Below are 23,163 nucleotides of genomic sequence, written 5' to 3'. Positions count from 1 at the left end.
ATCTTCCTCTCCGACAGTGGTGTGCGGCAGCCACACCTCGGCGACTGTCCCCCCACCGGGCCGTGCCAGCAGTTCGAGATGTCCTTTGTGGGCCTCCAAGATCGCGCGGCAGATACGCAATCCCAAACCCAAGCCATCGGGTTTGGTCGTAAAAAAGGGGGTATCGAGTCGACTGCGCACCTCTTCGCTGATCCCTACACCGCGGTCGGCGATGCGGTAACAGACCCCCTCGTCCGTCTCGGTGAGCGACAGGGTCACCTCCCTGGATCGGGAGGGGATCGAGATCATCGCTTCGAAGGCGTTGCGCATGAGATTGACGAGCACCTGTTCGAGTAGAATCTTGTCTGCTGAAATGAATACTGGGCGGCCTGGAAGTTGCGTGACCAAGAGAATTCCTCGCCGTTGTGCATCGCCGCGCAGGAGCTCTAGCGCCTCGCGGGCGATCGCGACCGCGTCGACCCGCTGCTGTTGCGGTTGCGATTGGCGGGCAAAAGCGCGAATCCGCCGGACGATCGCACCGGCACGTTCTGCCTGTTCTCCGGCTTTTTGCAAAACCTCACCCACCTGTTGTGGTTCGAGGCGATTTTGCCGCCACCGCATGAGTGCGCCACGGCAGTAGTTGGCGATCGCTGCAATCGGCTGGTTGAGTTCGTGGGCGAGCATCGACGCCATCTCCCCAAGCGTAATCAACCGGGCGGTCTGGTGGAGCTGGGCAATCTGGTGCAGCTCTGCTTCGATCGCTTCCCGTTGGGCAGTCACGTCGGTGGCAATGACCAGTCGAACGAGACGCCCATCGACCCAGGAGGTGAGCTGCTCGCGAACATGGTACCAACGGCCACTTGCCGGGTGGCGCCAATCCCCTTGCCAGACCCCCTCTGGGACCCGATCGGACGCGATCGGAGCCGCAGTGAGCGTCTCAGGGGGTGAGATCATCGGTGCGCCAAGGTCTCTTGCCCGTTTGTTGAGGGCATCGTAGCCGAAAACCCTTTTGAATGCGCGGTTGACAAAGAGCAGTTCGTCGGTATGCCAATCGGCAGCAAAGACCAGCGCATCGACCCCATCGAGCACCGTTTCAAACCGCTGCTGCGCAGCCTCCAGCGCCAGTCGTGTCCTTTTCTGTTCGGTAATGTCGATAATTGCCGCCATCCAACCGGTCTGTCTCCCACTCTCGTCAATCAGCGGGGAGACATAGAAGCGGGCGATCTTTCGCTCACCGCTTTTGTTTTTGATTCGCATTTCGTACCCCTCAGGCGGGGCCTCCCCCGCGAGCACTCTCTGGAGTGTCCGCTGGCACAGATCCCAATCCTCCTCCGGCCAATAGGGAAACGGGGGCATCTTTCCTTCGAGTTCATCGCGCTCAAAACCGACCATGCGACAAAAGGCAGGGTTTGCAAAGGTGATGCGCCCGGCAAGGTCGGTTGCGCGCAACCCCAAACTAACCGAAGACTCCATCGCGCGGCGAAAGGCCATCTCGGCGCGCAACGCCGTCTCCACCTCCTTTTGTTGCGTCACGTCGTGGGCCACGGCAAACCAGACGCCGTCATCGGGTGCTGGGTTGATGTGCCAAGAGAGCCAACGCAACGAACCGCTCAGTGTTTTGACACGGACGGTACAGGAGGCAGGATCTCCTTGGCGCAAGAAAGCCATCGCCTCATCGACTTGGGGCCAATCTTGCGGGTGTGTCAAATCGAAGAGCGATTTACCGATCACCAACCGTTCGGTGTAACCCAACACCCGGGTAAATGCCGCGTTGCACTGCTGGAATTCCCCTTTGGGTGAGAGTAATGCCAAGAGATCCAGGGAAAAGTGAAAGAGGCGGTCGCGCTCACGCATCAGGCGCATGAGGCGGAGTTGGCTGCGTCTGAGTGCCCACCCCAGCCAGGCCACTGCAAGCGCCAAAAGGGCGAGTGACACCATCAGGAAGGTATCGGGTTGATTCATCGCAAAGCTCGAAGCACCCACCGAAAATTTTTGCTTTTCAGCGGGGAGAATCCTATCATGGAGCGCATGGCACCCCACCCCTTTTCCATGTTGCAGTGCAAGATTGCACATTATGGAATTGTCTTTTATCATACGGAATGATTCACCACCCGCAACGAGGAGCCCATGCTATGGCAGAGCGTCATCGTCAAATCGTCCTCCAAAACGATCCCGATCCGGAAGAGACCCAAGAGTGGCTGGAGGCGCTCGACGGCGTCATCGAACACGAAGGCCCTGGACGCGCCCACTACCTGATCGAGTCGCTCATCAATGAGGCGCGCGAACACGGTGCCGATATTCCCTATTCGGCCAATACCGCTTACGTCAACACCATTCCTGCCGATCAGCAACCCCCCTATCCGGGTGACCCCGACCTCGAAATCAAAATCCACTCCTACATCCGGTGGAACGCGATGGCGATGGTGGTCCGCGCCAACCGCGACAGCAACGTCGGCGGCCACATTGCCTCGTTTGCCTCGGCTGCCGTGCTCTACGACGTCGGTTTCAACCACTTTTTCCATGCCCCCACCGAAGATCACGGCGGCGACCTCGTCTATTTTCAGGGTCACTCCTCCCCGGGGATCTACGCACGAGCCTTTCTGCTCGGGCGACTGACCGAGGAGCAGTTGATCCATTTCCGTCGCGAAGTCGACGGCAAAGGGCTCTCCTCTTACCCCCACCCCTGGTTGATGCCCACTTTCTGGCAATTTCCGACGGTGTCGATGGGGTTGGGGCCGATTCAGGCCATCTACCAGGCGCGGTTCATCAAGTACCTGATCACCCGCGGACTGGTCGACCCGGCGAAACACGAAAAACGGAAAGTGTGGTGCTTTGTCGGTGATGGCGAAACCGACGAGGTCGAAACGCTCGGCGCGATCGGCATGGCCGCGCGGGAGAAGCTCGACAACCTGATCTTTGTCATCAACTGCAACCTGCAGCGGCTCGACGGGCCGGTGCGTGGCAATGGCAAGATCATCCAAGAGCTCGAAGCCGAATTCCGCGGCGCGGGGTGGAACGTCATCAAAGTGATCTGGGGCACCCACTGGGACGCGCTCTTTGCCCGCGACAAAACGGGTGCGCTCAAACGGCGCATGATGGAGCTCTGCGACGGCGACTACCAGACCTTCAAGGCAAAAGATGGCGCCTATGTCCGCGAACACTTCTTTAACACCCCCGAACTGAAAGCGCTCGTTGCCGACTGGACCGACGAAGAGATCTGGCAGCTGAACCGCGGCGGACACGATATCTTCAAGGTCTATGCCGCCTACAAAGCGGCTGTCGAGCACAAAGGGCAGCCCACGGTGATCCTCGCAAAGACGATCAAAGGATACGGGATGGGTCAGGCGGGTGAGGCGATGAATATTGCCCACCAAGCGAAGAAGATGGACCACGACGCGATCCGCCGCTTCCGCGATCGCTTTCAACTGCCAGTCCCTGACGACAAACTTGACGAACTCCCGTTCCTCACCTTTGATCGCGATTCGGCGGAGTACCGCTACATGCAGGAGCGGCGGCAAGCGCTCGGCGGGTATCTCCCGCAGCGGCGGACGCGAGCCGAAACCGTTCCCCCGATCCCGCCACTCGATGAGTTCAAGGCCTTTTTTGCCGGCACGGGGCCGGGACGCGAGATCTCGACGACGATGGCGCTCGTGCGCATCATGATCCAGTTGATGCGCGACAAGTCGCTTGGCAAACATGTCGTTCCGATTGTTCCGGACGAGTCACGCACCTTCGGGATGGAGGGGATGTTCCGCCAGTTTGGGATCTGGAGCCAAGAGGGGCAGAAATATCTTCCCGAAGACCACGATCAACTGATGTTCTACAAAGAGTCGCGCGACGGGCAGATTCTCCAGGAAGGGATCAACGAAGCGGGTGCCGTCTGCGACTTCATCGCTGCGGGGACGAGCTACAGCGTTCATGGGATCCCGATGATCCCTTTCTACATCTTCTACTCGATGTTTGGTTTCCAGCGCACGATGGACCTGATCTGGGCTGCCGCCGACCAACGGACCCGCGGGTTCCTCATCGGTGGCACCTCCGGACGGACCACGCTCAACGGTGAGGGGCTCCAGCACGAAGATGGCCACAGTCACCTCCTCTCCGCCGCGGTACCCAACTGCATCAGCTATGACCCCACCTTCCAGTACGAGGTCGCGGTGATTGTGCATGAAGGGCTCCGCCGGATGGTTGCAGAGCAGCAAGACTGCTTTTACTACATCACGGTCCTCAACGAAAACTACGAGCATCCGCCGATGCCCGAAGGGGAGACGGTCCGCGAGGATATCCTCAAAGGGATGTACCTCTTTCAGCAAGCACCGGCGGCGCTGCAAGATCGCCCGCGCGTGCAGTTGATGGGGAGTGGCGCGATTCTGCGCGAGGCGATTGCTGCCGCTGAACTCCTCGCCCGGGATTGGCAGGTGGGCGCGGACGTCTGGAGTTGCACGAGCTTCACGGAACTCGCGCGCGACGGCCACGATTGTGTGCGCTGGAACCTGCTCCATCCGCTCGAGGCACCACGCCGGTCGCACGTTGAGCAGAAACTTGCCGACCATCCTGGGCCGGTCGTTGCCGCGAGTGATTACGTCCGCCTCTTTGCCGAGCAGATCCGGCCATTTATTCAGCGGACCTTTATCACGCTGGGCACCGACGGCTTTGGCCGCTCTGACACCCGCGAGAAGCTTCGCCACTTCTTCGAAGTCGATCGCCACTGGATCACGGTGGCGGCACTGAAGGCGCTTGCTGACGACGGCGCGATCGATCGCCGGCTTGTGGCCGCCGCACTGGTGAAATACGGCATCGACCCCGAAAAACCCAACCCCCGCCTGGTATAAGGAGAAGCGGCCATGAGCGAACTGGTAACCGTTACGGTTCCTGACATCGGCGACTTTCACGACGTGCCGGTGATCGACGTGCTGGTGTCACCGGGGCAGCGTGTTGCCGTCGATGACCCCCTGTGCACGCTCGAGTCCGACAAGGCGACGATGGATGTCCCCAGCACCGTCGCCGGGATCGTCAAGGAGGTGAAGGTACGGGTGGGCGACAAGGTGAACGAAGGATCCCCAGTCGTCGTCGTCGAAGTCGCCGCAACTGCAGCAGAATCACCGAGCGCCCCTCCAGCGCCACCGCAATCGGAGGTAGCTCCCCCCCCTGCCGCAGCCGAACCGCAGGCTTCGACACCACCTGCAGCCAAACCGCAGGCACCTCAGCCGGCCGCTCAAGAGGCGCCGGCAGGCGACACGGTAGAGACCCCTGCGGCTGCAAGAGCGTCCTCTCTCTCCCCAGCGAATGCCCCGCCCCTTTCCGAACCGCTGCCCGGCGTGGCGCTTGGTGCCAAGGTCCATGCGTCTCCAGCGGTGCGGGCTTACGCGCGGGAGTTGGGCGTCGATCTTCGCTTCGTCACCCCCTCTGGCCCCAACGGACGGATCCGTAAAGAGGATGTCCGCCAGTTCATCAAAGCGGCGATGACGAGCGGAGTCGTCCCGGGTAAGACCCCTGCGGTCACGAGCGGGGGTTTCGCGCTTGACCTCCCGCCGTGGCCGAAAGTCGACTTCGCGAAGTTTGGTCCGATCGAGGTCAAGGAGTTGCCGCGGATCCGCAAGATCTCGGCGGCGAACCTCGCGCGCAACTGGGTGGCGATTCCGGCGGTCACCTACCACGATGAAGCCGACATTACTGAGCTCGAGACGTTTCGCCAAACGCTCAACCGCGAGTACGAGCGTGAGGGAGTGAAATTTACCCTGCTCGCCTTCCTCATCAAAGCGTGTGTTGCGGCGCTCAAACGCTTTCCCGAGATGAACGCGAGCCTCGAGGGGGACAACCTCATCCTCAAGCGCTACTGGAACATCGGCTTTGCCGCCGATACCCCAAATGGCCTCGTCGTCCCGGTGTTGAAGGAGGCCGACCAGAAGAGCCTGGTCGCAATCGCGCGCGAAACGGCGGAACTCGCGGCCAAAGCGCGTGCTGGCAAGCTCACCCCCAGTGAGATGCAAGGCGCCACGTTCACCATTTCGAGCCTCGGCGGCATCGGTGGCACCGGTTTTTCACCGATCATCAACGCGCCAGAGGTGGCGATCCTCGGGGTGAACAGAGCGGTGATGAAGCCGGTGTGGAACGGTGAGACCTTCGTGCCCCGCCTGATCGTTCCCCTTTCGCTCACCGCAGACCATCGCGTGATCGACGGCGCTTACGCGACGCGCTTCACCACCACACTCACTCAGCTCCTTGCCGATTTCCGGCGGGTCCTTCTCTGAGCGAAGGGAGCATCGCGATGAACCATACCACGCAACTCCTCGTCCTCGGCGGCGGCCCCGGCGGCTACTCGGCAGCCTTTCGCGCCGCAGATCTCGGGCTTGAGGTGACGATCGTTGAGCGCTACCCCGTGCTCGGTGGTGTCTGTCTCAACGTCGGTTGCATTCCGTCCAAGGCGCTGCTTCATGTCGCGGCAGTGATCGACGAGGCGCGTCACCTCGAACGAGCGGGGGTACGCTTCGCCGCCCCCGAGATCGACCTCGAAGGGCTGCGCCGCTACAAAGAACAGGTGGTGCGCAAGCTCAACCAGGGGCTTGCCGCGATGGCCAAAGCGCGCAACGTCCGCCATATTCAAGGGATTGGTACCCTCACTGGCCCGAACACCCTCGAGATCGCACTCACTGCTGGTCCTGACAGCAAACCCACCGGGGAGAAGCAGACCCTCACGTTTACCCAAGCGATCCTGGCGGCGGGCTCTGAACCGGTCAAGTTGCCGTTTCAACCCGATGATCCCCGCGTCATCGACTCGACCGGCGCGCTCGCCCTCCCCCTTATCCCGGAGCGGATGTTGGTAATTGGCGGCGGCATTATTGGTCTCGAGATGGGTACCGTTTATGCGACGCTCGGAGCGCAGGTCGATGTCGTCGAAGCCAGTCCCGACCTCATCCCGGGTGCCGACCGCGACCTCGTTCGTGCCTGGGAGAAAATCAACAGCAAACGGTTCCACGCGTTGCTGCGCAGCACCCGGACCACCGCGCTCGAAGCCAAACCCGACGGAATCTGGGCCACTTTCGACGGGCCCAACGCCCCCGACGGGCCGCAATGTTACGATCTCGTGCTCGTTGCGGTCGGCCGGCGCCCCAACGGCCGTGCGATTGGTGCTGAAGCGGCGGGGGTGCGCGTCGACGACCGCGGTTTCATTCCCGTCGACGCGCAACGTCGCACCAACGTCTCCCACATCTTCGCAATCGGCGACCTAGCCGAAGCGCCGATGCTCGCCCACAAAGCGGTCCACGAAGGACACGTCGCGGCCGAAGCGGCTGCCGGCCATAAACGGGCGTTCGACGTACTCCAGATCCCGTCGGTCGCCTACACCGACCCGGAGATCGCCTGGGCGGGGCTCACCGAGAACGAGGCCCAAGCGACTGGCCGCGCAGTTGAGGTTGCCCTCTTCCCGTGGGCGGCCTCGGGGCGCGCGATCGCAAACGGCCGCGACGAGGGGTTCACGAAGCTCCTCTTCGACCCCGAGAGCAAACGGATCGTCGGCGGCGCAGTTGTGGGGGTGAATGCGGGCGAGCTGATTGGGGAAATCTGCCTCGCGATCGAAATGGGGGCTGAGGTGGCTGACATTGCGCACACGATCCATCCCCATCCGACCCTTTGCGAATCGATCGGACTTGCCGCCGAAGTGGCAGAGGGGAGTTGTACCGACCTCCCGCCGAAGCGTAAGCGATAGCAATGCCCGGGAAAGAGGGAGCGGCGAGCGGCTCGGCTACCAGCGCTGCCAAATGGGGGTGAGATCGTCGGGAAGTGACAGAGCGATCCCCCCCAGATCCCACGGTGACTCGCCTGGGCCGTGAAAATCACTCCCTTGCGATGCCGCCAAACCGTACCGCCTGCAGATCTGTGACCACCGGGCAACAGCGGCGGCGTCGTGCGCGGAGGTGACCACTTCGATCGCCTCCCCCCCGAGGTCTGAAAAGGCCGAAAGCAGCGCACTCCAGTCGCTGCTCCGCAACCGGTAGCGACCCGGGTGGGCGATTACGGCAACGCCGCCGGCGGCATGAATCCACTCAATCGCCTCCTCAAGCGTCGCCCATTCATGTTCGACGTAGCCTGGCTTCCCTTTGACCAGATAATGGTCAAAGACCGCGCTTGGGGAAGAGAAGCGGCCAGTGCTCACCAGAAACCGGGCAAAATGGGCGCGGCTGATCAGATCGGGATTACGGACGAAGCGAAGCGCTCCTTCCCATGCCCCTGCAAAGCCATGCCGCTCCAACTCTGCCGCGATCGCCCGCGCCCGATCGGTACGGCCTCTGCGGACCTGCTCAAGACCCGCAAGAAGGATTGGCGACTGCTCGTCGATATTGAGTCCCACGATGTGAATCGTCTCGCCGGCAAACGAAACCGAAATTTCAACGCCGGCGACGAAAGAGAGCCCCTCGTCTTCTGCTCTTCGCCGCGCCTCAGGAATGCCTGCGACGGTATCGTGGTCAGTGAGTGCAAGAAGGGGAAGATGACGCTTTGCGGCGCGCTGCACCACCTCTGACGGGGTCAACACCCCATCAGAGGTGGTCGAGTGGCAATGAAGGTCGACGCGTCCGTTCGCATCCCTCATCGGCCAAACGTCATCCGCCAGCGCGGCTTGAAGCAACGAGTTCGATCTCAAAGGTGAGATCGTGGCCCGCAAGCGGGTGGTTCGCGTCGATCACCACATAGGTCTCGGTCACTTCGCTCACCACCACCGGAATCTGCTGTCCATCCGAGCGCTGCATCACCAGCTGAAGACCCACTTGGGGTTCGATCTCTTCAGGCAGCTGCTCACGCGGTACCTGCAGCATGGCCCGTTCCGAGCGCTGCCCGTAGGCCTCATCTGCAGGGATGGTGACCGTTTTCCGTTCGCCAATCTTCATCCCCTCCACCGCTTTCTCAAAGCCGGGGATCACCTGTCCAGCCCCCAACGTAAACTGAAGGGGATCACGGCCTTCGGAGCTGTCGAAGATGCTGCCGTCAGAAAGCGTCCCAGTGTAATGAACCTGGACGGTGTCGCCCGCTTGGGCGGTTTGTTGCGTGGACATCTCATTTTCCTTTCAAACAGTCGAAACAGACGTGGTGCGCCACACCGATGTGCTTTTTTGCGCACCACTTCGTTACAATACTCTCTTTATATCGTTTGCACAACCCTCTCAGTGGAAAAAAGTGACCCCGCCATGATTCCCCCCAACGACCGCTTCTATCTCCCCTCTCACCAGTGGTTGCAGCTCGACGGTGAAAATTGTTGGCGCATCGGCATCACCCCTTTTGCCGCCGAACAGCTCGGTGACATCGTCTTCGTCGATTTACCGGAACGTGAAGTGGCAGTGGATCAAGGCGAGACCCTCTTTATCGTCGAGTCGGTCAAAACTGCTTCCGAAGTCACGGCTCCGGTCGCCCTCACCGTCCTCGACACCAACGCGCACCTTCGCGACCATCCCGAGTGGCTGAACGACAATCCCTTAGCCCACTGGATCGTCCTCTTTCGCGCCGACACACCGATCGATTCCACGCTGCTCCTTACCGCCGACGCTTACCAGCAGCTGATCGCCACTGAGTCATGATGGCCCAAAACGCCCGTCCGCCCCAGTGGCTTGTTGCCCTGTGGTTCATCGTTGGCCTTTTTTTTCTCGTCTGGCACCGCGGCGAAACGGTTCCGCGGGAGCTGCCTGACGCGCCGCAAGTTGAGGAGAACGGAACCCCGCGCCTTCCCTGCCTCTCCTACAGCCCCTACTACCGCCCCGGGGTTACCCCTTATGACCCCAAAACGGTTATCACTCCGGCCTGGATCGACGAGGATTTGCAGGCTCTTTCGCGCATCACCCGCTGCATTCGGACCTACTCGGTCGACCAGGGGCTCGACCGCGTTCCAGAAATTGCCGAGCGCTACGGCCTCACTGTTTGGCTCGGGGCGTGGATCGGCCGCGACGACGTAAAAAATCAAAAAGAGCTCGCGCGTGCGATTGAGCTCGCGAACCGCTACCGCGGGACCGTCACCCGGCTCATCGTCGGTAACGAAGTTTTGCTGCGCCGCGAGCAGACCCCGGAGGGGCTAGCCCGCTACCTCGAAGCGGCCAAAAGAGCGAGTACCGTACCCGTTACCTATGCCGACGTCTGGGAGTTCTGGCTCCGCTACCGCGAGCCGCTCCTGCCCCACGTCGATCTCGCCACCATTCACATCCTGCCCTACTGGGAGGATCGCCCCCAGCCCGTGGAAGAGGCGGCAGAACACCTCTTTCGCATTCGAACGATGGCGCGCCAAGTGCTTGGTGGCGTCCCGATCGCGATCGGCGAAACGGGGTGGCCGAGTGCCGGTAAACAGCGTGAAGGTGCGGTTCCGTCGCTCGTCAACCAGGCGAGATATGTTCGCGACCTCTTGTCGCTCGCCGACACCTTTGGGTGGGAGGTCAATTTCATCGAGTCGCACGACCAGCCGTGGAAACGGGCTTCAGAAGGCACGGTTGGAGGGTTCTGGGGCCTCCTGGATGTGACGGGTACCCCCAAGTTCCCCCTCACCGGTCCCGTCGCGGAGCGGACCTCCCTCTGGCCGGTGCTCACGTGGGCGCTCTTTGGGGCACTTCTCCTTGCGGCTCTTGCCTCTCGACCCCGCTGGCAGTATGCCCTCCTCGGTGCTGCGTTGGGTTTTGTCGCCCACTGGCAGTGGGAGCATGGGGGGGTGGCCTATCGCACACCATTAGAGTGGTGGGTACTGGGAACGGTTGGCGTCGCGTCGCTGGCTGTCGCGACGCTTCTTGCAGTCGCACCAAAAACCCGCGACAATCCCCCCAACGGGTTGCGCCTTGCGGTCTACTATCTGACCTTCGCCCTTGCCGTCGGCAATCTCTGGCTGACCGTAGACGGGCGCTACCGCGATTTTGCCACCTGCCTCTTTCTTCCCTTGGCGTTGGTGGCGCCGCTGCGCTCCTGGCCGCTCACCTTCGCGGAGCGCCTCTGGGGGGGTGTGGCGCTCCTCTGTTCGCTCTTTGTCTGGCTCAGAGAGGCAATGAACGGGCAGGCGCTCCTCTGGATGCTCACAACGCTTCTGATTGTCCTGGCATTTTCCCGCCTGGGAACGGCTCCCCGAGCCAGCTCGGCAACGCAAGGAGCGCTGCAATCACCCCGGTCGTAGCGCTGTAGAAAACGGTGGCGAAAAGTCCGAGCCAAAGGGCAAGCAACGCGAGCCCTTGTCTTCCCCGCCAATGGGCAACCACTGCTAGGGCCAACGCGACCCAGCCGGTGCGCTCTTCGATGAAGGCCTGGACCAAGAGAAACTTCGCGACGCACGGCCAGCCGAGCTCCGGCTGCCACGCGCCGCCGCACGCGAGCGGCGCAACACCACTCTCCAACCACAAGAAGCGGATCGTCAAAAAGGCGACGAGACTCACGAAAAGGAACGACCACCCTTTCCCCATTCGTCGCAACGACCCGAGATTCCGAGTAGAATCGTGACCTGTCATTTCGGCACTCACATTCCCGATTTTGCCCCGATTGTACCCTCTTCGAGGTCTCTATGGCTGAAACACCCTTCGCAATGCTTCGCCGCGCGCTCGCTGCACTCATTCTGACTGCGCTCGTCTTGGTTGCCTTCTGGCAAGCGTGGGCCTGGCACGTGCGTCTGGAGACGGCACCGGGCGTTGCTGGCGAAATCAACGGCTTTGCTTATACCCCATTTCGCCGCGACCAATCCCCTCTGGAAAAACGGTACCCTTCCGCAGAAGAGGTTGCTGCTGACCTCGATCTCCTTGCGGGCTACACCAAGCGGATTCGCACCTACGGTGTCACCGATGTCCCCGCCATCTACCCCCTTGCCCACGAACGAAAATATGAAGTCGCGATGGGGCTATGGGTTTCAGCAGACAAAGAGCTTTCGGAGCGTGAGATCGCAGCGGGCCTCGCGATGGCCGAACGGTACGAGAACATCACCCGCATCATCGTCGGTAACGAGGCGCTCCTCAGGAAAGAGATGACCGTTGCCGAAATGAGTGAGTATCTCGATCGCGTTCGGGCGGAGCTTCGCCGCCGCTTTCCCGATAAAAAGCGGCGCCCCCTGGTCTCCACTGCTGAGCCGTGGCACGTCTGGCTGAAAAACCCGGAACTTGCCGACCACGTCGACTATGTGATGATCCACCTCCTCCCTTACCACGAGGGGATCGATGTCAGTCGCGCCCTCGACTACGCCTTTGGCCGACTGGAGGAGGTTCAGGCCAGATTTCCAAAAAAACCGGTGGTCATTGGCGAAATCGGTTGGCCGAGTCGTGGAGAAGTGATGCCGAACCTGCTCGGCGGCGACGAACGGGCCGAAGCAACCCTCGAAAACGCCGCCCACTTTGTCCGCGGTTTCCTTGCCGACCCCCGCTCGGCCTATCTCGACTACTACATCATGGAGGCATTCGATCAGCCGTGGAAAGTGGCGGTCGAGGGGTGGGCGGGGGCCCACTGGGGGGTCTTCAACGCCGATCGGCAACTCAAATATTCGCTCCAAGGGTTGATCGTGCGCGATGTCCGCTGGCAAGAGAAGGCGCGACTCGCAACCCTGATCGGCGCACCGCTCCTCTTTGCCATCGCCTACGCCCTTTCGACATGGAACATCTTGGGGCGATTGTGGCTCATGGGGCTGACGCAACTCTGCGTGGTGGTGCTCCTCCTGGGCGTTTATCTTCCGAAAGATTACTACCTCTCGCGCGGCGACCTCGTCGGCCTGATCTTTCTCATCGGCGCGACCCTCATGACCGTCGCGGTTTTTCTTTCCCACGGCTTTGAGTTCGGCGAGGTGCTCTTCAAACGCCAGTGGCGGCGGCGCTTCACGCCCCTGCCGCCGGTGCCCCCCGAGAAGGCCCCCTTTGTTTCGATTCACCTCGCCTGCTACAACGAACCCCCGGAGATGGTGATCGCAACGATCGACTCGCTCGTTGCGATGGACTATCCCCACTTCGAAGTGATCGTCGTCGACAACAACACCACCGACGAAGCGCTCTGGAAACCGGTCGAAGCCCACTGCGCGCGCTTAGGCGATCGGGTGCGCTTCTTCCACCTCCCCAAATGGCCTGGCTTCAAAGCGGGTGCGCTCAATTTTGCACTCAAGCAGACCGATCCCCGCGCCGAAGTCGTCGGGGTGGTCGATGCCGACTACGTCGTCGAGCGGGACTGGCTCGCCCGCCTCATTCCCCATTTTCTCGAGTCCCCGCTCGTAGCAGTTGTGCAAGCACCGCAAGCCCATCGCGAGTATGAACACTCTTTCTTCCAGCGGATGTGCAACTGGGAATTTGAAGGCTTTTTCCGCATTGGGATGCACCACCGCAACGAACGCAACGCCCTCATCCAACACGGCACGATGACGCTCATCCGTCGCGCGATGCTCGAAGAGGTCGGCGGCTGGTCGGAGTGGTGCATCTGTGAAGATACCGAATTGGGGCTTCGGCTCCTGGAGCGGGGCTATGAGATCCGCTACGTCGACCATATCTTTGGCCGTGGCTTGACGCCCTCTGACTTTGCGGCGATCAAGTCGCAGCGCTTCCGCTGGGCCTTTGGCGCGATGCAGATTCTCAAAGCCCATATGCCCTACCTCATCGGCAAAAAGCCGTCGCGGCTGACGCTCGCGCAACGCTACCACTTCCTCACCGGCTGGTTCGCCTGGTTCGGCGACGCGCTCCACCTGATCTTCGCGCTCGGTTCGCTTTTCTGGACCATCGGGATGATCTATGCGCCGAAAACCTTTACCCTGCCGGTGGCGACACTCGCTGCGCCCGTGCTCGGGTTCATGGCCTTCAAGTCGGCGTTGGGCCCAATTCTCTACCGCCGCACGATGAAGACGAAATGGATCGACATCTTGGGCGCGTCGATCCTCTCCGTGGGGCTCTCACACACCATCGCCCGCGGCGTCATCGCCGGCCTCACCCACAAGAAAGGGACCTTCGTCCGCACCCCGAAGGGGTGGCGGGCCAAAGGGACCTTCGCCTTTTTTGGTCCCATCCGTGAAGAGCTCGGGATGCTGGTGGCGATCACCGGAAGTGGCGTGCTGCTGATTGCCCAACGGGGGTGGTTGTCGTTGGAGATCCAGCTGTGGAGTGCGATTCTGCTCCTGCAGACGATCCCTTACTTTGCTGCGGTGCTGTGCCAGATCATCGCCTACCTGCCCGATAACACTCCGCCTGAGGCTGAGCAGAATGCCCCTCCCATGGCTGCCCCCTCTGCGTCGTAGGGCTCACCCTTCAGGGGATTGACAAATTATGAGTATTAGAAAATAATTTTTTGTCATTTGACCAAAGGAGGAATCCCCCATGGCCCATATCGTCATCTTGGGTGCTGGCATCGGCGGCGTGCCGGCGGCCTATGAGGCGCGCGATTTGATCGGTCCCCCCCACAAAATCACGGTGATCAACGCCACCGACTATTTCCAATTTGTCCCCTCCAACCCGTGGGTTGCGGTGGGCTGGCGCAAGCGTGACGACATCATTCTGCCGCTGCGCCCCTACCTAGAACGCAAAGGGATCGACTTCATCGCGCAACCTGCTACCCAGATCGACGCTGCCCACAACAAGATCACGCTTGCAAACGGCGAGACCGTCGACTATGACTTTCTCATCATCACCACCGGTCCGAAATTGGCATTTGACGAGGTCCCCGGCTCGGGACCGAATGGGGGATACACCCAATCGATCTGCACCGTCGATCATGCCGAAAAGTGCTTCCAAGATTTCGAAAAGCTCTGCGCCGATCCGGGCCCGGTGATCGTCGGCGCGATGCCTGGCGCGAGCTGTTTCGGTCCCGCCTACGAGTATGTGATGGTTCTCGATACTGCGCTGCGCAAGCGCAAACTGCGCAGCAAGGTGCCGATCACTTTTGTCACCTCCGAACCCTACATCGGCCACCTCGGCCTCGACGGCGTGGGTGACTCGAAGGGGATCATGGAGCACGAGTTCCGCAAGCACGACATTCGCTGGATCGTCAATGCCAAAACGACGCGGGTCGAAGCGGGCAAAATGTTTGTCGACGAGCTCGACCGCACCGGACAGGTGATCCACCAACACGAACTCCCCTTCAAACACGCGATGATGCTCCCCGCTTTCAAGGGGGTCGATGCTGTCGCTGCGGTCGAAGGGCTCTGCAACCCGCGTGGATTCGTGATCGTCAATGAGTATCAGCGTAGCCCCAAATACCCCAACATCTACTCGGCCGGCGTCTGCATCGCGATCCCCCCTGTGGGGCCGACACCGGTACCGACCGGAGTGCCCAAGACCGGTTACATGATCGAATCGATGGTCACTGCGCTTGTCCACAACATCCAAGAGGTACTCGACGGCAAAGAGCCGACCCACAAGGGGAGCTGGCAGGCGCTTTGTCTTGCCGACTTTGGCAACCGTGGCGCGGCTTTCGCGGCGATTCCCCAGATTCCCCCGCGCGACGTCAACTGGTTTGCTTCCGGCAAGTGGGTCCACTGGGCGAAGATCGGTTTTGAGAAGTACTTCCTCAACAAGATGAAGACCGGCAACTCGGAACCCTTTTACGAAAAAGCGCTGATGAAGATGATGGGCTTTTCCCGCCTCAAAGAGAAGCTCCACCTCTAAGCCCAGCGCCAACGCGCATCTTTTTAGCCACCAGCATTAGCCATCTGCCGCGGCCCCTGCAAAGCCGCGGCATTTTTATCTGCGTGCCGCGCGCACGTTATAATGTTTCAGTTGAGTGATCCACAGACAGGTCAGAACCATGGCGCAATACGTGATGTCGATGTTTCGGGTGAGTAAAACGGTTCCCCCCAAGCGGCAGATCATCAAAGATATCTCCCTTTCCTTCTTCCCCGGGGCAAAAATTGGGCTCCTCGGGCTCAACGGTGCTGGGAAATCGACGCTGCTCAGGATCATGGCGGGCGTCGACAAGGAGTATGACGGCGAAGTCCAGTGGCAGCCGGGGATCAAGATCGGCTACCTGCCGCAGGAACCGGAACTCGATCCGAACAAGACGGTGCGCGAAGAGGTCGAATCGGGGTTGGGCGAGATCGTCGAAGCGAAAAAGCGGCTCGACGAGATCTACGCTGCCTATGCTGACCCGGACGCCGATTTTGACAAACTGGCCGAAGAGCAAGCGAAATACGAAGCGATCCTTGCCAACGCCGGTTCCGACATCGAAAACCAGATGGAACAGGCGGCCGACGCGCTGCGCCTCCCGCCATGGGACGCAAAAATTGCCCACCTTTCGGGCGGCGAGAAACGGCGGGTTGCGCTTGCGAAACTCCTCCTCTCCAAACCAGACATGCTGCTCCTCGACGAACCCACCAACCACCTCGACGCCGAATCGGTCGAGTGGCTCGAGCAGTACCTCGTCCGCTTCCCGGGAACCGTCGTTGCCGTCACCCACGACCGCTACTTCCTCGACAACGCTGCCGAGTGGATTCTCGAGCTCGACCGTGGCGAAGGGATTCCCTGGAAAGGGAACTACAGCTCGTGGCTCGAACAGAAAGAGAAACGGCTCGAGCAGGAGGCGAAATCGGAAGCCGCACGCATTAAAGCGATGCAACACGAGCTCGAGTGGGTGCGCAGCAACCCCAAGGGCCGGCAAGCGAAAGCCAAAGCGCGTCTTGCCCGCTTCGAGGAGCTCGCCAGTGTCGAATACCAGCGGCGCAATGAGACCCAGGAGATCTTCATCCCGCCCGGGGAGCGGCTCGGGGATCAGGTGATCGAGTTTCACCAAGTGAGCAAAGGGTTTGGTGACCGGCTCCTCATCGACAACCTCTCGTTCATCGTCCCGAAAGGGGCGATCGTTGGGATCATCGGTCCCAATGGCGCCGGGAAATCCACCCTCTTTCGCATGATTCTCGGCAAGGAGCGCCCCGATAGCGGCGAGATCCTCATCGGCCCGACGGTCAAGATTGCCGCGGTGGACCAGACGCGCGAAGGGCTCGACCCCAACAAAACGGTTTGGGAAGAGGTCTCGAACGGCCAAGACATTCTCAAAATCGGCAACTTCGAGATCAACAGCCGCGCCTACCTGGGGCGCTTCAACTTCAAAGGGGCCGACCAACAAAAGATCGTCGGCAAGCTCTCCGGCGGCGAGCGGGGGCGGTTGCACCTGGCGAAAACCCTTCTCCAGGGGGGGAACGTGCTGCTCCTCGACGAGCCGTCAAACGACCTCGACGTCGAGACGCTGCGGGCGCTCGAAGAGGCACTCTTGGAGTTTCCCGGTTGTGCGTTGGTGATCAGCCACGACCGCTGGTTTCTCGACCGCATCTGCACCCATATTTTGGCTGCAGAGGGCGACTCGCAGTGGACCTTCTTTGCTGGAAACTATCGCGAGTACGAAGAGGACAAGAGACGGCGGTTGGGTGAAGAGGGGGCAAAACCGAAACGGATCCGCTACAAACCGATCAGCCGGTAGCGCTTTCTCAAGAAGGGGGGCAGCATGAGCGACGCGGTCTTTCGCAAAACGGAAAAGGGGCAAGCGGAGATTCAGCACCGGTCGCTTGGGCTCACCCCCCGACAACGCCGCGTGCTGATCTTGATCGATGGCAAAAAGAGCGTCTCACAACTGCGGGAGTTGGTTGCCACCGACGATCTAACCCATCTGCTGAGCAACCTGGAGGAGTTGGGGCTCATCGAGCTGGTTGGCGTCGTCGATACAGCCACTAACCCCGTTGACCGTCTCGACTCGATCACCGCATTTCGCCCGCTTCCCAACCCCCCAAACCCGAAAGAGCTTGAGATGGCGCGTCACTTCATGATCAACACCTTGCGCACCTTTTCGGCAACGCCTGTGGACCACCTCTCATTGATCGAAGAGATCTTTGCTGCCCCGGACCACGAAGCCCTACGCGCCCTTTTCGGCCGGTGGTATCGAGCGATCATGGAGACCACACAGGGGCGGGCGCGCGCAGAGGAGCTGCGGCTCGATCTCTTGAAGGTTCTGTGACCTCAACCGCCCGGGCTCTTGACGCCCCAGTAAAAATCGCGTATTATTCGCGTCTCTCGCACGTTGCGGGTGGTTAGCTCAGCGGTAGAGCACTGCCTTCACACGGCAGGGGTCAGTGGTTCGATCCCACTACCACCCACCAGTGATGCACGTTCGGGCCGGTAGCTCAGTTGGTAGAGCGTCGCGTTCGCAATGCGAAGGTCGTGGGTTCGACTCCCATCCGGTCCACCAACTTACCCTCTCATCTTGGCCACTCTGTCACAATCCACACCCGGGTGCCAGGTGGCGCGAGCATCGCCAATTCAGCAATATCGCTGTTGCCCATCCGAATGCAGCCGTGGGAATGGGGTTCGCCCAGATGCGCTTCGTCCTGCGTGCCGTGAAGGTAGATGAATCGCCGCTGCGTGTCCACCGCACCCAGCCGATTCCAACCGACCACTTCACCGCAGAGCCAAAGAATCCGCGTCAAAATCAGATCGTGGCCGCGGGCGTGCAGCAAAGAATTTCCCCTGACCCGATCCCCTATAGGACGGCGAGCGCGAAAAACGGTACCCAGAGGCATTCCGCGGCCGATCACGGCGCGAATGCGGTGGCGCCCGAGTGGCGTCTGTTCGCTTCCCGCCACTTGCCCGACTCCCTTTGCTGCCGTCGAGATGGGGTAGATCCGTTGGCACACGCCGTGCGCATCATAAAGAAAAAGGCGTTGACTTGCGACACAGACGATCAGTTTCGGGAGCAAAGATCCCTCGGAGTCACCCTGTCGCCCACTCATCTTGCCTCTCGCTTTCGTCGGGCACGAAAAAAGCGTTGCAGGAGGGCGGCACATTCGCTGGCCATCACCCCCCCGCGAATCTCTGCGTGGGGGTTGAGGCGGCTGTCAGAGAAGAGATCGACCACGCTGCCCGCTACGCCGCTCTTGGGTTCCGGAGCGCCGAAGATCACCGCCCCCACCCGGGCGTGAAAGATCGCCCCCGCGCACATCACACACGGCTCAACCGTGACGTAGAGCGCTGTTTGGGGTAAGCGATAGTTGCCACACCGCTCCGCCGCGGCGCGAAGGGCGACGATTTCGGCGTGAAGCGTGGGATCGCCGCCGGAGATGGGGTGGTTGTAGCCCACCGCCAGTACCACGCCATTCGCGACGACCACCGCGCCCACGGGAACCTCCTGCCGCTTTTCTGAAATTTCGGCGACAGCAACCGCCCATCGCATCCAGACACGATCCCAGAGGCGCTGCTCGGTGAGCGCAGTGGTTCTCTCGCTTTTTCCGGCCAAAATTGCTGCCCTGCAACAAAGCGCACTATAATAGCAAAGGAGGCAAAAATACCAGCCTACTTGAGGATAACGGCGATGACCCACTCCCCCCATCTCCAAAACATTCTCTTCGATCCCGTGGAGCGTTGGTGCTCGTTGGGGCTCAAATGCTGTGCCGCCGAAGAGAACGCCGTAGCGATTGCGCGCAAGATGCAAGCGGAAGGGGTCTCAAGCCTCATCGTCGAAAAAGCGGGGCAAGCAGTGGGGATTGTCACCGACCGCGACCTGCGCAACAAAATCGTTGCGCAAGGCAAATCCCCTGAAACCGTTACCGCTGAAGCGATCATGGGGTCGCCCCTCATCCAGCTTCCCCGCCACGCACCGCTTCACGCGGCACTCCTCGAGATGGCGCGCCGCGGAATTCATCGGATCGTGGTGAGCGACGAGACAGGCAAAGCGATCGGGATTCTATCGCAAAGCGATATCCTCAAAACGCAGCGCCACTCCCCCCATTTGATGGCGCTGGAGATCGAACGGGCGGGGTCGCTGGAAGCGCTCAAGGTGCAACAGCAGATGCTCGAAGAGCTCGTAGCGATCCTCGCCAGGACCCAAACCCCAATCGAAGAGCTGGTCGCGGTGATCGCGTTTCTCAATGATGCCTTGGCGCGCAGGGTTGTCGAGTTGACCGCTAAAGAGTGCGGCCTTGAGCTTGAGCGCTTTGCCTTTGTCGTGCTGGGTAGCCAAGGGCGCGGCGAACAGACGCTCGCAACCGACCAGGACAACGCCCTCATCCTTGCCGATGACCTCACCGCTGAGGAGGCCGACGCGGCGCACCGCCTCGGCGAGCGGATCTCGGAGGGGCTCCTCGCGATTGGCTTTCCCCCGTGTCCCGGGAACATCATGACCCGCAACCCCTCGTGGCGGCGAAGGAGAGCCGATTGGGCCGAGCAGATTCAGGCATGGGTCGAACGCCCCACGCCGGAACATGTGCTCAATGCAGCGATGTTTGCCGACGTGCGCACGTTGGCGGGAAACGACACCATGACGGAGGCGCTCCGTCGCTTCTTCTACGAACGCGCCCATGACGAGGCCCTCTTTTTTGCCCGCATGGCGCAAAATAGCGTCCGCTTCGCTGTTCCGCTGGGCTGGTTTGGTCGCATCAAAACGAAACCCGAAGGGGAGATCCAAGCGGGAGTGGACCTCAAAAAGGCGGGGATCTTCGCGATCACCGACGGCATTCGCACCATGGCACTCAGGCACCAGGCATTGGAAGGCAACACCTTTGCGCGAATCCGCACCCTCACCGAAAAGGGGGTGCTTCCGGAAAAAGAGAGCCGGGAGCTCCCCTCCGCGTTGGCGTTCTTGCTTGCGCTGCGGCTTCGTAATCAGCTCGACGCGATCGACGCAGGGAAAAAACCGAGTAACGTCGTCGATCTCAAAGCGCTCACCCGTCTCGAACGGGCGGAACTTCAGGCGGCGCTTCGGACGGTTGAGCGCTTCCAGGCGTTCCTTCGCGTCCATTTCCAGTTGGATCTGCTGCGCAATTGATTCAAGAGACCGCGCCAGATTGGACCGCTTGAATGTAGGTGAGGAGCGCCAGAGTCTCCTCAGGCGTCATGTCGAGAAACTGAACGCCGTAACCGTCGCCATCGCGCGTCTGCTCGAGGGGTCGTTTGGAACGCACCTCGGCCAGGACACTCAGGATCAGCTCGCTGCCAACCAGGTTGAGCTTGAACTTCAAAGTAATTTGCTCCCCCACCGCCAACGGGTGGCGAGTGGCCAGCAATCCGCCTCCCAGCGAGAGGTCAAGGAGCACTCCGCCGTGGGCTTCGCCATCTTTCGTGATCACCGCGCAAACGATGCGAACAGGTACCCGTTCGCTGCGCCGCAACCGTAACGCCCGAACTTCGCTCGGATAGGTCAAGTGGTGGTAGGGGAAAGGTCTGGAGATGTTGGCGAGAACCGATGCAGAAAAGAGGAAGGCGTACGACCCCGAGGTCCCTTTGACTTGAATGGTCGAGCCCTCCTTGACGAAGATCGCGACGTCGTTACGGGTGATCCCCTCGATCAAGAGCGATTTGTTGCGGACCATCCCGATGTAGCGCGACCAGAGCGGCTGGTCATCCCCTTCGATCTTGATCTGGAGAATCTCCCCCGGGAGAAGATGGAGCTCGGTAAAGGGCAAACTGACAGATTTCTTTCCCTCCTCGCTCCCTTTGATGTCGACGCGACCAGCACTTGCAAGCGCCGCGCGAAAACGCTCATCGGTCGACACGTCGCGCTCTGGGCCGAGCTTGAAGAGCTTCTGTTTCTCCTGCTCAGTTTCGATCACGTAGCCGCGGCGAAGGAGCAGCCGCCCGTCGCGGTCATAGACGTCGAACGGCATCGGTTTGCCGATCAGAAGCTCGTGGAGTCTAACCGGAGTGCGAAGCATCGCTCGAAACTGCTACCCTATTCCCACTCGATCGTCGCCGGAGGTTTGCCGGAGATGTCGTAGACGACGCGGTTCACCCCCCGCACCTCGTTGATGATCCGGTTGGCGACGCGCTTCAGCAACCCATGGGGAAGTTCCGCCCAATCAGCAGTCATGAAGTCGTGTGTCTGAACAGCGCGCAGCGCCACCACATACTCATAGGTGCGCCCGTCGCCCATCACGCCGACGCTCTTCACCGGTAGGAACACGGCAAACGCCTGGCTCACCTTGTCATACCAATCGGCTGCGCGCAGCTCGTCGATAAAGATCGCATCGGCTTGGCGCAAAATATCGGCGTACTCCCGTTTGACCTCCCCGAGGATCCGTACACTTAGGCCCGGGCCAGGAAAGGGGTGGCGATAGACCATCTCATAAGGTAGCCCCAACGCGATCCCCAGCGCGCGCACCTCATCCTTGAAGAGCTCGCGAAGCGGCTCCAAAAGTTTCAAATTGAGCGTCTCCGGCAACCCCCCCACATTGTGGTGACTTTTGATCGCCTGCGCCTTTTTGGTTTTGCTTCCCGCCGATTCGATGACATCGGGGTAGATTGTCCCTTGTGCGAGCCACTTCGCGTTGCTGCGCTTCTGCGCCTCCTCCTGAAACACCTCGACGAAGACCCGCCCGATGATTTTCCGTTTCTCTTCGGGGTCACTCACCCCCGCAAGCGCGTGCAAAAAGCGCTCCGAGGCGTCGACTGCCACGACCCGCATCCCGAAGTGGCGCGCAAAGGTCTCCTTGACCTGCTCCGCTTCGTGGAGGCGCAGTAACCCATTGTCGACAAAAACACAGGTGAGCTGCTCGCCAATCGCCCGGTGGATGAGCGCCGCGGCAACACTCGAATCGACGCCGCCCGAAAGCCCGAGAATCACCTCCTCGTCGCCCACCGTTTCACGGATGCGTGCGATCGCTTCCGGGATGAACTCGGGCATCGTCCAATCCCAGCCGCAGCCGCAGATCTCATGGACGAAGCGGCCGAGAATCTCTCGCCCTTTGAGCGTATGGGTCACCTCGGGGTGAAACTGCACCCCGTAGAAGTGGCGTGACGGATCGGCCATCGCCGCGACCGGCGTCGCGTCGTTTTCGGCGATCACGACAAAGCCGGGAGGGAGGGCAACCACCGCGTCGCCGTGGCTCATCCAGACATCGAGGTAAGCGTGACCTGCTTCATCGCGGCGATCTTCGATGCCCTCGAAGAGTGGGCTATGGTTGCGGAGCCGAACTTCGGCGTAGCCAAACTCCCGCTTGCCGCTCGGCGCCACCCGCCCCCCGAGCTGCTCGGCCATCGTCTGCATACCATAGCAGATTCCCAACACTGGCACGCCGAGCTCGAAGACCGCTTGCGGCGCCCGCCAATCGAGTGCCTCATACGCCGAATTGGGCCCCCCCGAAAGGATTACCCCTTTGGCACCAAACGAACGGACGAAGGCATCCGAGACGTCAAACGGGTGGATTTCACAGTAGACCTGCTGCTCCCGCACGCGGCGGGCAATCAGCTGGGTGAGCTGGGAGCCGAAGTCGAGAATCAAAATTTTGTCGTGATGCGCCATCGCCGCTTC

At 60.9% G+C, this 23,163-nt stretch carries 17 protein-coding genes, 2 tRNA genes and 1 pseudogene; 12 read left to right on the top strand and 8 right to left on the bottom strand.

Annotation, left to right across the window (positions count from 1 at the left end; all coding sequences use genetic code 11):
• The coding region (locus ACYQ6T_RS01745) for a PAS domain-containing sensor histidine kinase (protein WP_459826831.1) at nucleotides 1-1,941 on the bottom strand (1,941 nt) is incomplete at its 3' end.
• Nucleotides 1,942-2,111: 170 nt separating this feature from the next.
• On the opposite strand from ACYQ6T_RS01745, the gene aceE reads away from it, so the two are divergent.
• The 3 genes and pseudogenes from aceE to lpdA form a co-directional block, all read left to right on the top strand.
• On the top strand, nucleotides 2,112-4,811 hold the full coding sequence (gene aceE, locus ACYQ6T_RS01740; RefSeq protein WP_459826829.1) for a pyruvate dehydrogenase (acetyl-transferring), homodimeric type: 2,700 nt from the start codon (nucleotides 2,112-2,114) through the stop codon (nucleotides 4,809-4,811).
• A 12-nt stretch (nucleotides 4,812-4,823) separates the two neighbouring features.
• Nucleotides 4,824-6,230 (top strand): dihydrolipoyllysine-residue acetyltransferase, encoded by a 1,407-nt coding sequence (locus ACYQ6T_RS01735; RefSeq protein ID WP_459826827.1) that lies wholly within the window; start codon nucleotides 4,824-4,826, stop codon nucleotides 6,228-6,230.
• Nucleotides 6,194-7,684, top strand: a pseudogene (gene lpdA, locus ACYQ6T_RS01730) (dihydrolipoyl dehydrogenase); the annotation flags it as partial. The gene ACYQ6T_RS01735 and the pseudogene lpdA, both read left to right, overlap by 37 nt.
• Before the next feature lie 36 nt (nucleotides 7,685-7,720).
• On the opposite strand, the gene ACYQ6T_RS01725 reads toward lpdA, so the two are convergent.
• Together ACYQ6T_RS01725 and ACYQ6T_RS01720 are read right to left on the bottom strand one after the other, a co-directional pair.
• Complete coding sequence (locus ACYQ6T_RS01725) at nucleotides 7,721-8,566, bottom strand: 3',5'-nucleoside bisphosphate phosphatase (RefSeq protein WP_459826825.1); 846 nt, start codon at nucleotides 8,564-8,566, stop codon at nucleotides 7,721-7,723.
• A 10-nt stretch (nucleotides 8,567-8,576) separates the two neighbouring features.
• The gene (locus tag ACYQ6T_RS01720; RefSeq protein WP_459826823.1) at nucleotides 8,577-9,026 is read right to left on the bottom strand and encodes an FKBP-type peptidyl-prolyl cis-trans isomerase; all 450 of its coding nucleotides are present in this window, start codon (nucleotides 9,024-9,026) and stop codon (nucleotides 8,577-8,579) included.
• Nucleotides 9,027-9,137: 111 nt separating this feature from the next.
• On the opposite strand from ACYQ6T_RS01720, the gene ACYQ6T_RS01715 reads away from it, so the two are divergent.
• Both ACYQ6T_RS01715 and ACYQ6T_RS01710 read left to right on the top strand, forming a co-directional pair.
• Nucleotides 9,138-9,545, top strand: coding sequence for a glycine cleavage system protein H (locus ACYQ6T_RS01715; protein ID WP_459826821.1), 408 nt, complete (start codon nucleotides 9,138-9,140; stop codon nucleotides 9,543-9,545).
• Entirely contained in the window at nucleotides 9,545-11,110 is a 1,566-nt protein-coding gene (locus tag ACYQ6T_RS01710; RefSeq protein ID WP_459826819.1) for a glycoside hydrolase family 17 protein, read from the top strand. The genes ACYQ6T_RS01715 and ACYQ6T_RS01710 overlap by 1 nt, the downstream gene beginning before the upstream one ends.
• On the opposite strand, the gene ACYQ6T_RS01705 is transcribed toward ACYQ6T_RS01710, so the two are convergent.
• Complete coding sequence (locus ACYQ6T_RS01705) at nucleotides 11,013-11,438, bottom strand: hypothetical protein (RefSeq protein ID WP_459826817.1); 426 nt, start codon at nucleotides 11,436-11,438, stop codon at nucleotides 11,013-11,015. The two genes, ACYQ6T_RS01710 and ACYQ6T_RS01705, sit on opposite strands and share 98 nt — an antisense overlap.
• A gap of 53 nt (nucleotides 11,439-11,491) precedes the next feature.
• On the opposite strand from ACYQ6T_RS01705, the gene ACYQ6T_RS01700 reads away from it, so the two are divergent.
• From ACYQ6T_RS01700 to ACYQ6T_RS01675, 6 genes are all read left to right on the top strand, one after another.
• Nucleotides 11,492-14,179 (top strand): glycosyltransferase, encoded by a 2,688-nt coding sequence (locus tag ACYQ6T_RS01700; RefSeq protein ID WP_459826815.1) that lies wholly within the window; start codon nucleotides 11,492-11,494, stop codon nucleotides 14,177-14,179.
• 79 nt (nucleotides 14,180-14,258) lie between these two features.
• Nucleotides 14,259-15,545 carry an NAD(P)/FAD-dependent oxidoreductase gene (locus tag ACYQ6T_RS01695; RefSeq protein ID WP_459826813.1) on the top strand — a complete coding sequence of 429 codons (1,287 nt, stop codon included), beginning with the start codon at nucleotides 14,259-14,261 and terminating at the stop codon, nucleotides 15,543-15,545.
• Nucleotides 15,546-15,684: 139 nt separating this feature from the next.
• Nucleotides 15,685-17,349 (top strand): energy-dependent translational throttle protein EttA, encoded by a 1,665-nt coding sequence (gene ettA / locus ACYQ6T_RS01690; protein WP_459826812.1) that lies wholly within the window; start codon nucleotides 15,685-15,687, stop codon nucleotides 17,347-17,349.
• A 24-nt stretch (nucleotides 17,350-17,373) separates the two neighbouring features.
• The gene (locus ACYQ6T_RS01685) at nucleotides 17,374-17,880 is read left to right on the top strand and encodes a hypothetical protein (RefSeq protein ID WP_459826810.1); all 507 of its coding nucleotides are present in this window, start codon (nucleotides 17,374-17,376) and stop codon (nucleotides 17,878-17,880) included.
• A 67-nt stretch (nucleotides 17,881-17,947) separates the two neighbouring features.
• A tRNA-Val gene (locus ACYQ6T_RS01680) sits at nucleotides 17,948-18,022 on the top strand.
• Between the two features lie 13 nt (nucleotides 18,023-18,035).
• Nucleotides 18,036-18,111 (top strand) — tRNA-Ala (locus ACYQ6T_RS01675).
• Between the two features lie 10 nt (nucleotides 18,112-18,121).
• Here the strand turns inward: ACYQ6T_RS01675 and ACYQ6T_RS01670 are convergent.
• A complete protein-coding gene (locus ACYQ6T_RS01670; RefSeq protein ID WP_459826808.1) occupies nucleotides 18,122-18,652 on the bottom strand; it encodes a L,D-transpeptidase in 531 nt (176 codons plus the stop codon).
• Complete coding sequence (tadA, locus tag ACYQ6T_RS01665) at nucleotides 18,649-19,155, bottom strand: tRNA adenosine(34) deaminase TadA (protein ID WP_459826806.1); 507 nt, start codon at nucleotides 19,153-19,155, stop codon at nucleotides 18,649-18,651. The genes ACYQ6T_RS01670 and tadA overlap by 4 nt, the downstream gene beginning before the upstream one ends.
• Nucleotides 19,156-19,230: 75 nt before the next feature.
• On the opposite strand from tadA, the gene ACYQ6T_RS01660 reads away from it, so the two are divergent.
• The gene (locus tag ACYQ6T_RS01660; RefSeq protein ID WP_459826804.1) at nucleotides 19,231-20,682 is read left to right on the top strand and encodes a putative nucleotidyltransferase substrate binding domain-containing protein; all 1,452 of its coding nucleotides are present in this window, start codon (nucleotides 19,231-19,233) and stop codon (nucleotides 20,680-20,682) included.
• Between the two features lies 1 nt (nucleotide 20,683).
• Here ACYQ6T_RS01660 and ACYQ6T_RS01655 read toward each other — a convergent pair whose 3' ends face one another.
• Together ACYQ6T_RS01655 and guaA are read right to left on the bottom strand one after the other, a co-directional pair.
• Nucleotides 20,684-21,568, bottom strand: a complete 885-nt coding sequence (locus ACYQ6T_RS01655; RefSeq protein WP_459826802.1) for a PilZ domain-containing protein — start codon at nucleotides 21,566-21,568, stop codon at nucleotides 20,684-20,686.
• Nucleotides 21,569-21,585: 17 nt separating this feature from the next.
• A complete protein-coding gene (gene guaA, locus ACYQ6T_RS01650; RefSeq protein ID WP_459826800.1) occupies nucleotides 21,586-23,154 on the bottom strand; it encodes a glutamine-hydrolyzing GMP synthase in 1,569 nt (522 codons plus the stop codon).
• Nucleotides 23,155-23,163: the final 9 nt, after the last annotated feature.

Source organism: Hydrogenophilus islandicus (assembly GCF_054657095.1).
The sequence above is the reverse complement of the archived record's forward strand: the minus strand, read 5'-3'. Positions and strand labels throughout refer to the sequence as shown.

Excerpts from the sequence above, each read along its gene's own strand:
- ACYQ6T_RS01710 (WP_459826819.1), top strand. The coding sequence starts at position 9,545 with ATGGCCCAAAACGCCCGTCCGCCCCAGTGGCTTGTTGCCCTGTGGTTC.
- ACYQ6T_RS01655 (WP_459826802.1), bottom strand. The coding sequence starts at position 21,568 with ATGCTTCGCACTCCGGTTAGACTCCACGAGCTTCTGATCGGCAAACCG.
- ACYQ6T_RS01705 (WP_459826817.1), bottom strand. The coding sequence starts at position 11,438 with ATGACAGGTCACGATTCTACTCGGAATCTCGGGTCGTTGCGACGAATG.
- ACYQ6T_RS01700 (WP_459826815.1), top strand. The coding sequence starts at position 11,492 with ATGGCTGAAACACCCTTCGCAATGCTTCGCCGCGCGCTCGCTGCACTC.
- ACYQ6T_RS01685 (WP_459826810.1), top strand. The coding sequence starts at position 17,374 with ATGAGCGACGCGGTCTTTCGCAAAACGGAAAAGGGGCAAGCGGAGATT.
- aceE (WP_459826829.1), top strand. The coding sequence starts at position 2,112 with ATGGCAGAGCGTCATCGTCAAATCGTCCTCCAAAACGATCCCGATCCG.
- ACYQ6T_RS01670 (WP_459826808.1), bottom strand. The coding sequence starts at position 18,652 with ATGAGTGGGCGACAGGGTGACTCCGAGGGATCTTTGCTCCCGAAACTG.
- ACYQ6T_RS01695 (WP_459826813.1), top strand. The coding sequence starts at position 14,259 with ATGGCCCATATCGTCATCTTGGGTGCTGGCATCGGCGGCGTGCCGGCG.
- ACYQ6T_RS01735 (WP_459826827.1), top strand. The coding sequence starts at position 4,824 with ATGAGCGAACTGGTAACCGTTACGGTTCCTGACATCGGCGACTTTCAC.
- guaA (WP_459826800.1), bottom strand. The coding sequence starts at position 23,154 with ATGGCGCATCACGACAAAATTTTGATTCTCGACTTCGGCTCCCAGCTC.
- ettA (WP_459826812.1), top strand. The coding sequence starts at position 15,685 with ATGGCGCAATACGTGATGTCGATGTTTCGGGTGAGTAAAACGGTTCCC.
- ACYQ6T_RS01720 (WP_459826823.1), bottom strand. The coding sequence starts at position 9,026 with ATGTCCACGCAACAAACCGCCCAAGCGGGCGACACCGTCCAGGTTCAT.
- ACYQ6T_RS01725 (WP_459826825.1), bottom strand. The coding sequence starts at position 8,566 with ATGAGGGATGCGAACGGACGCGTCGACCTTCATTGCCACTCGACCACC.
- ACYQ6T_RS01660 (WP_459826804.1), top strand. The coding sequence starts at position 19,231 with ATGACCCACTCCCCCCATCTCCAAAACATTCTCTTCGATCCCGTGGAG.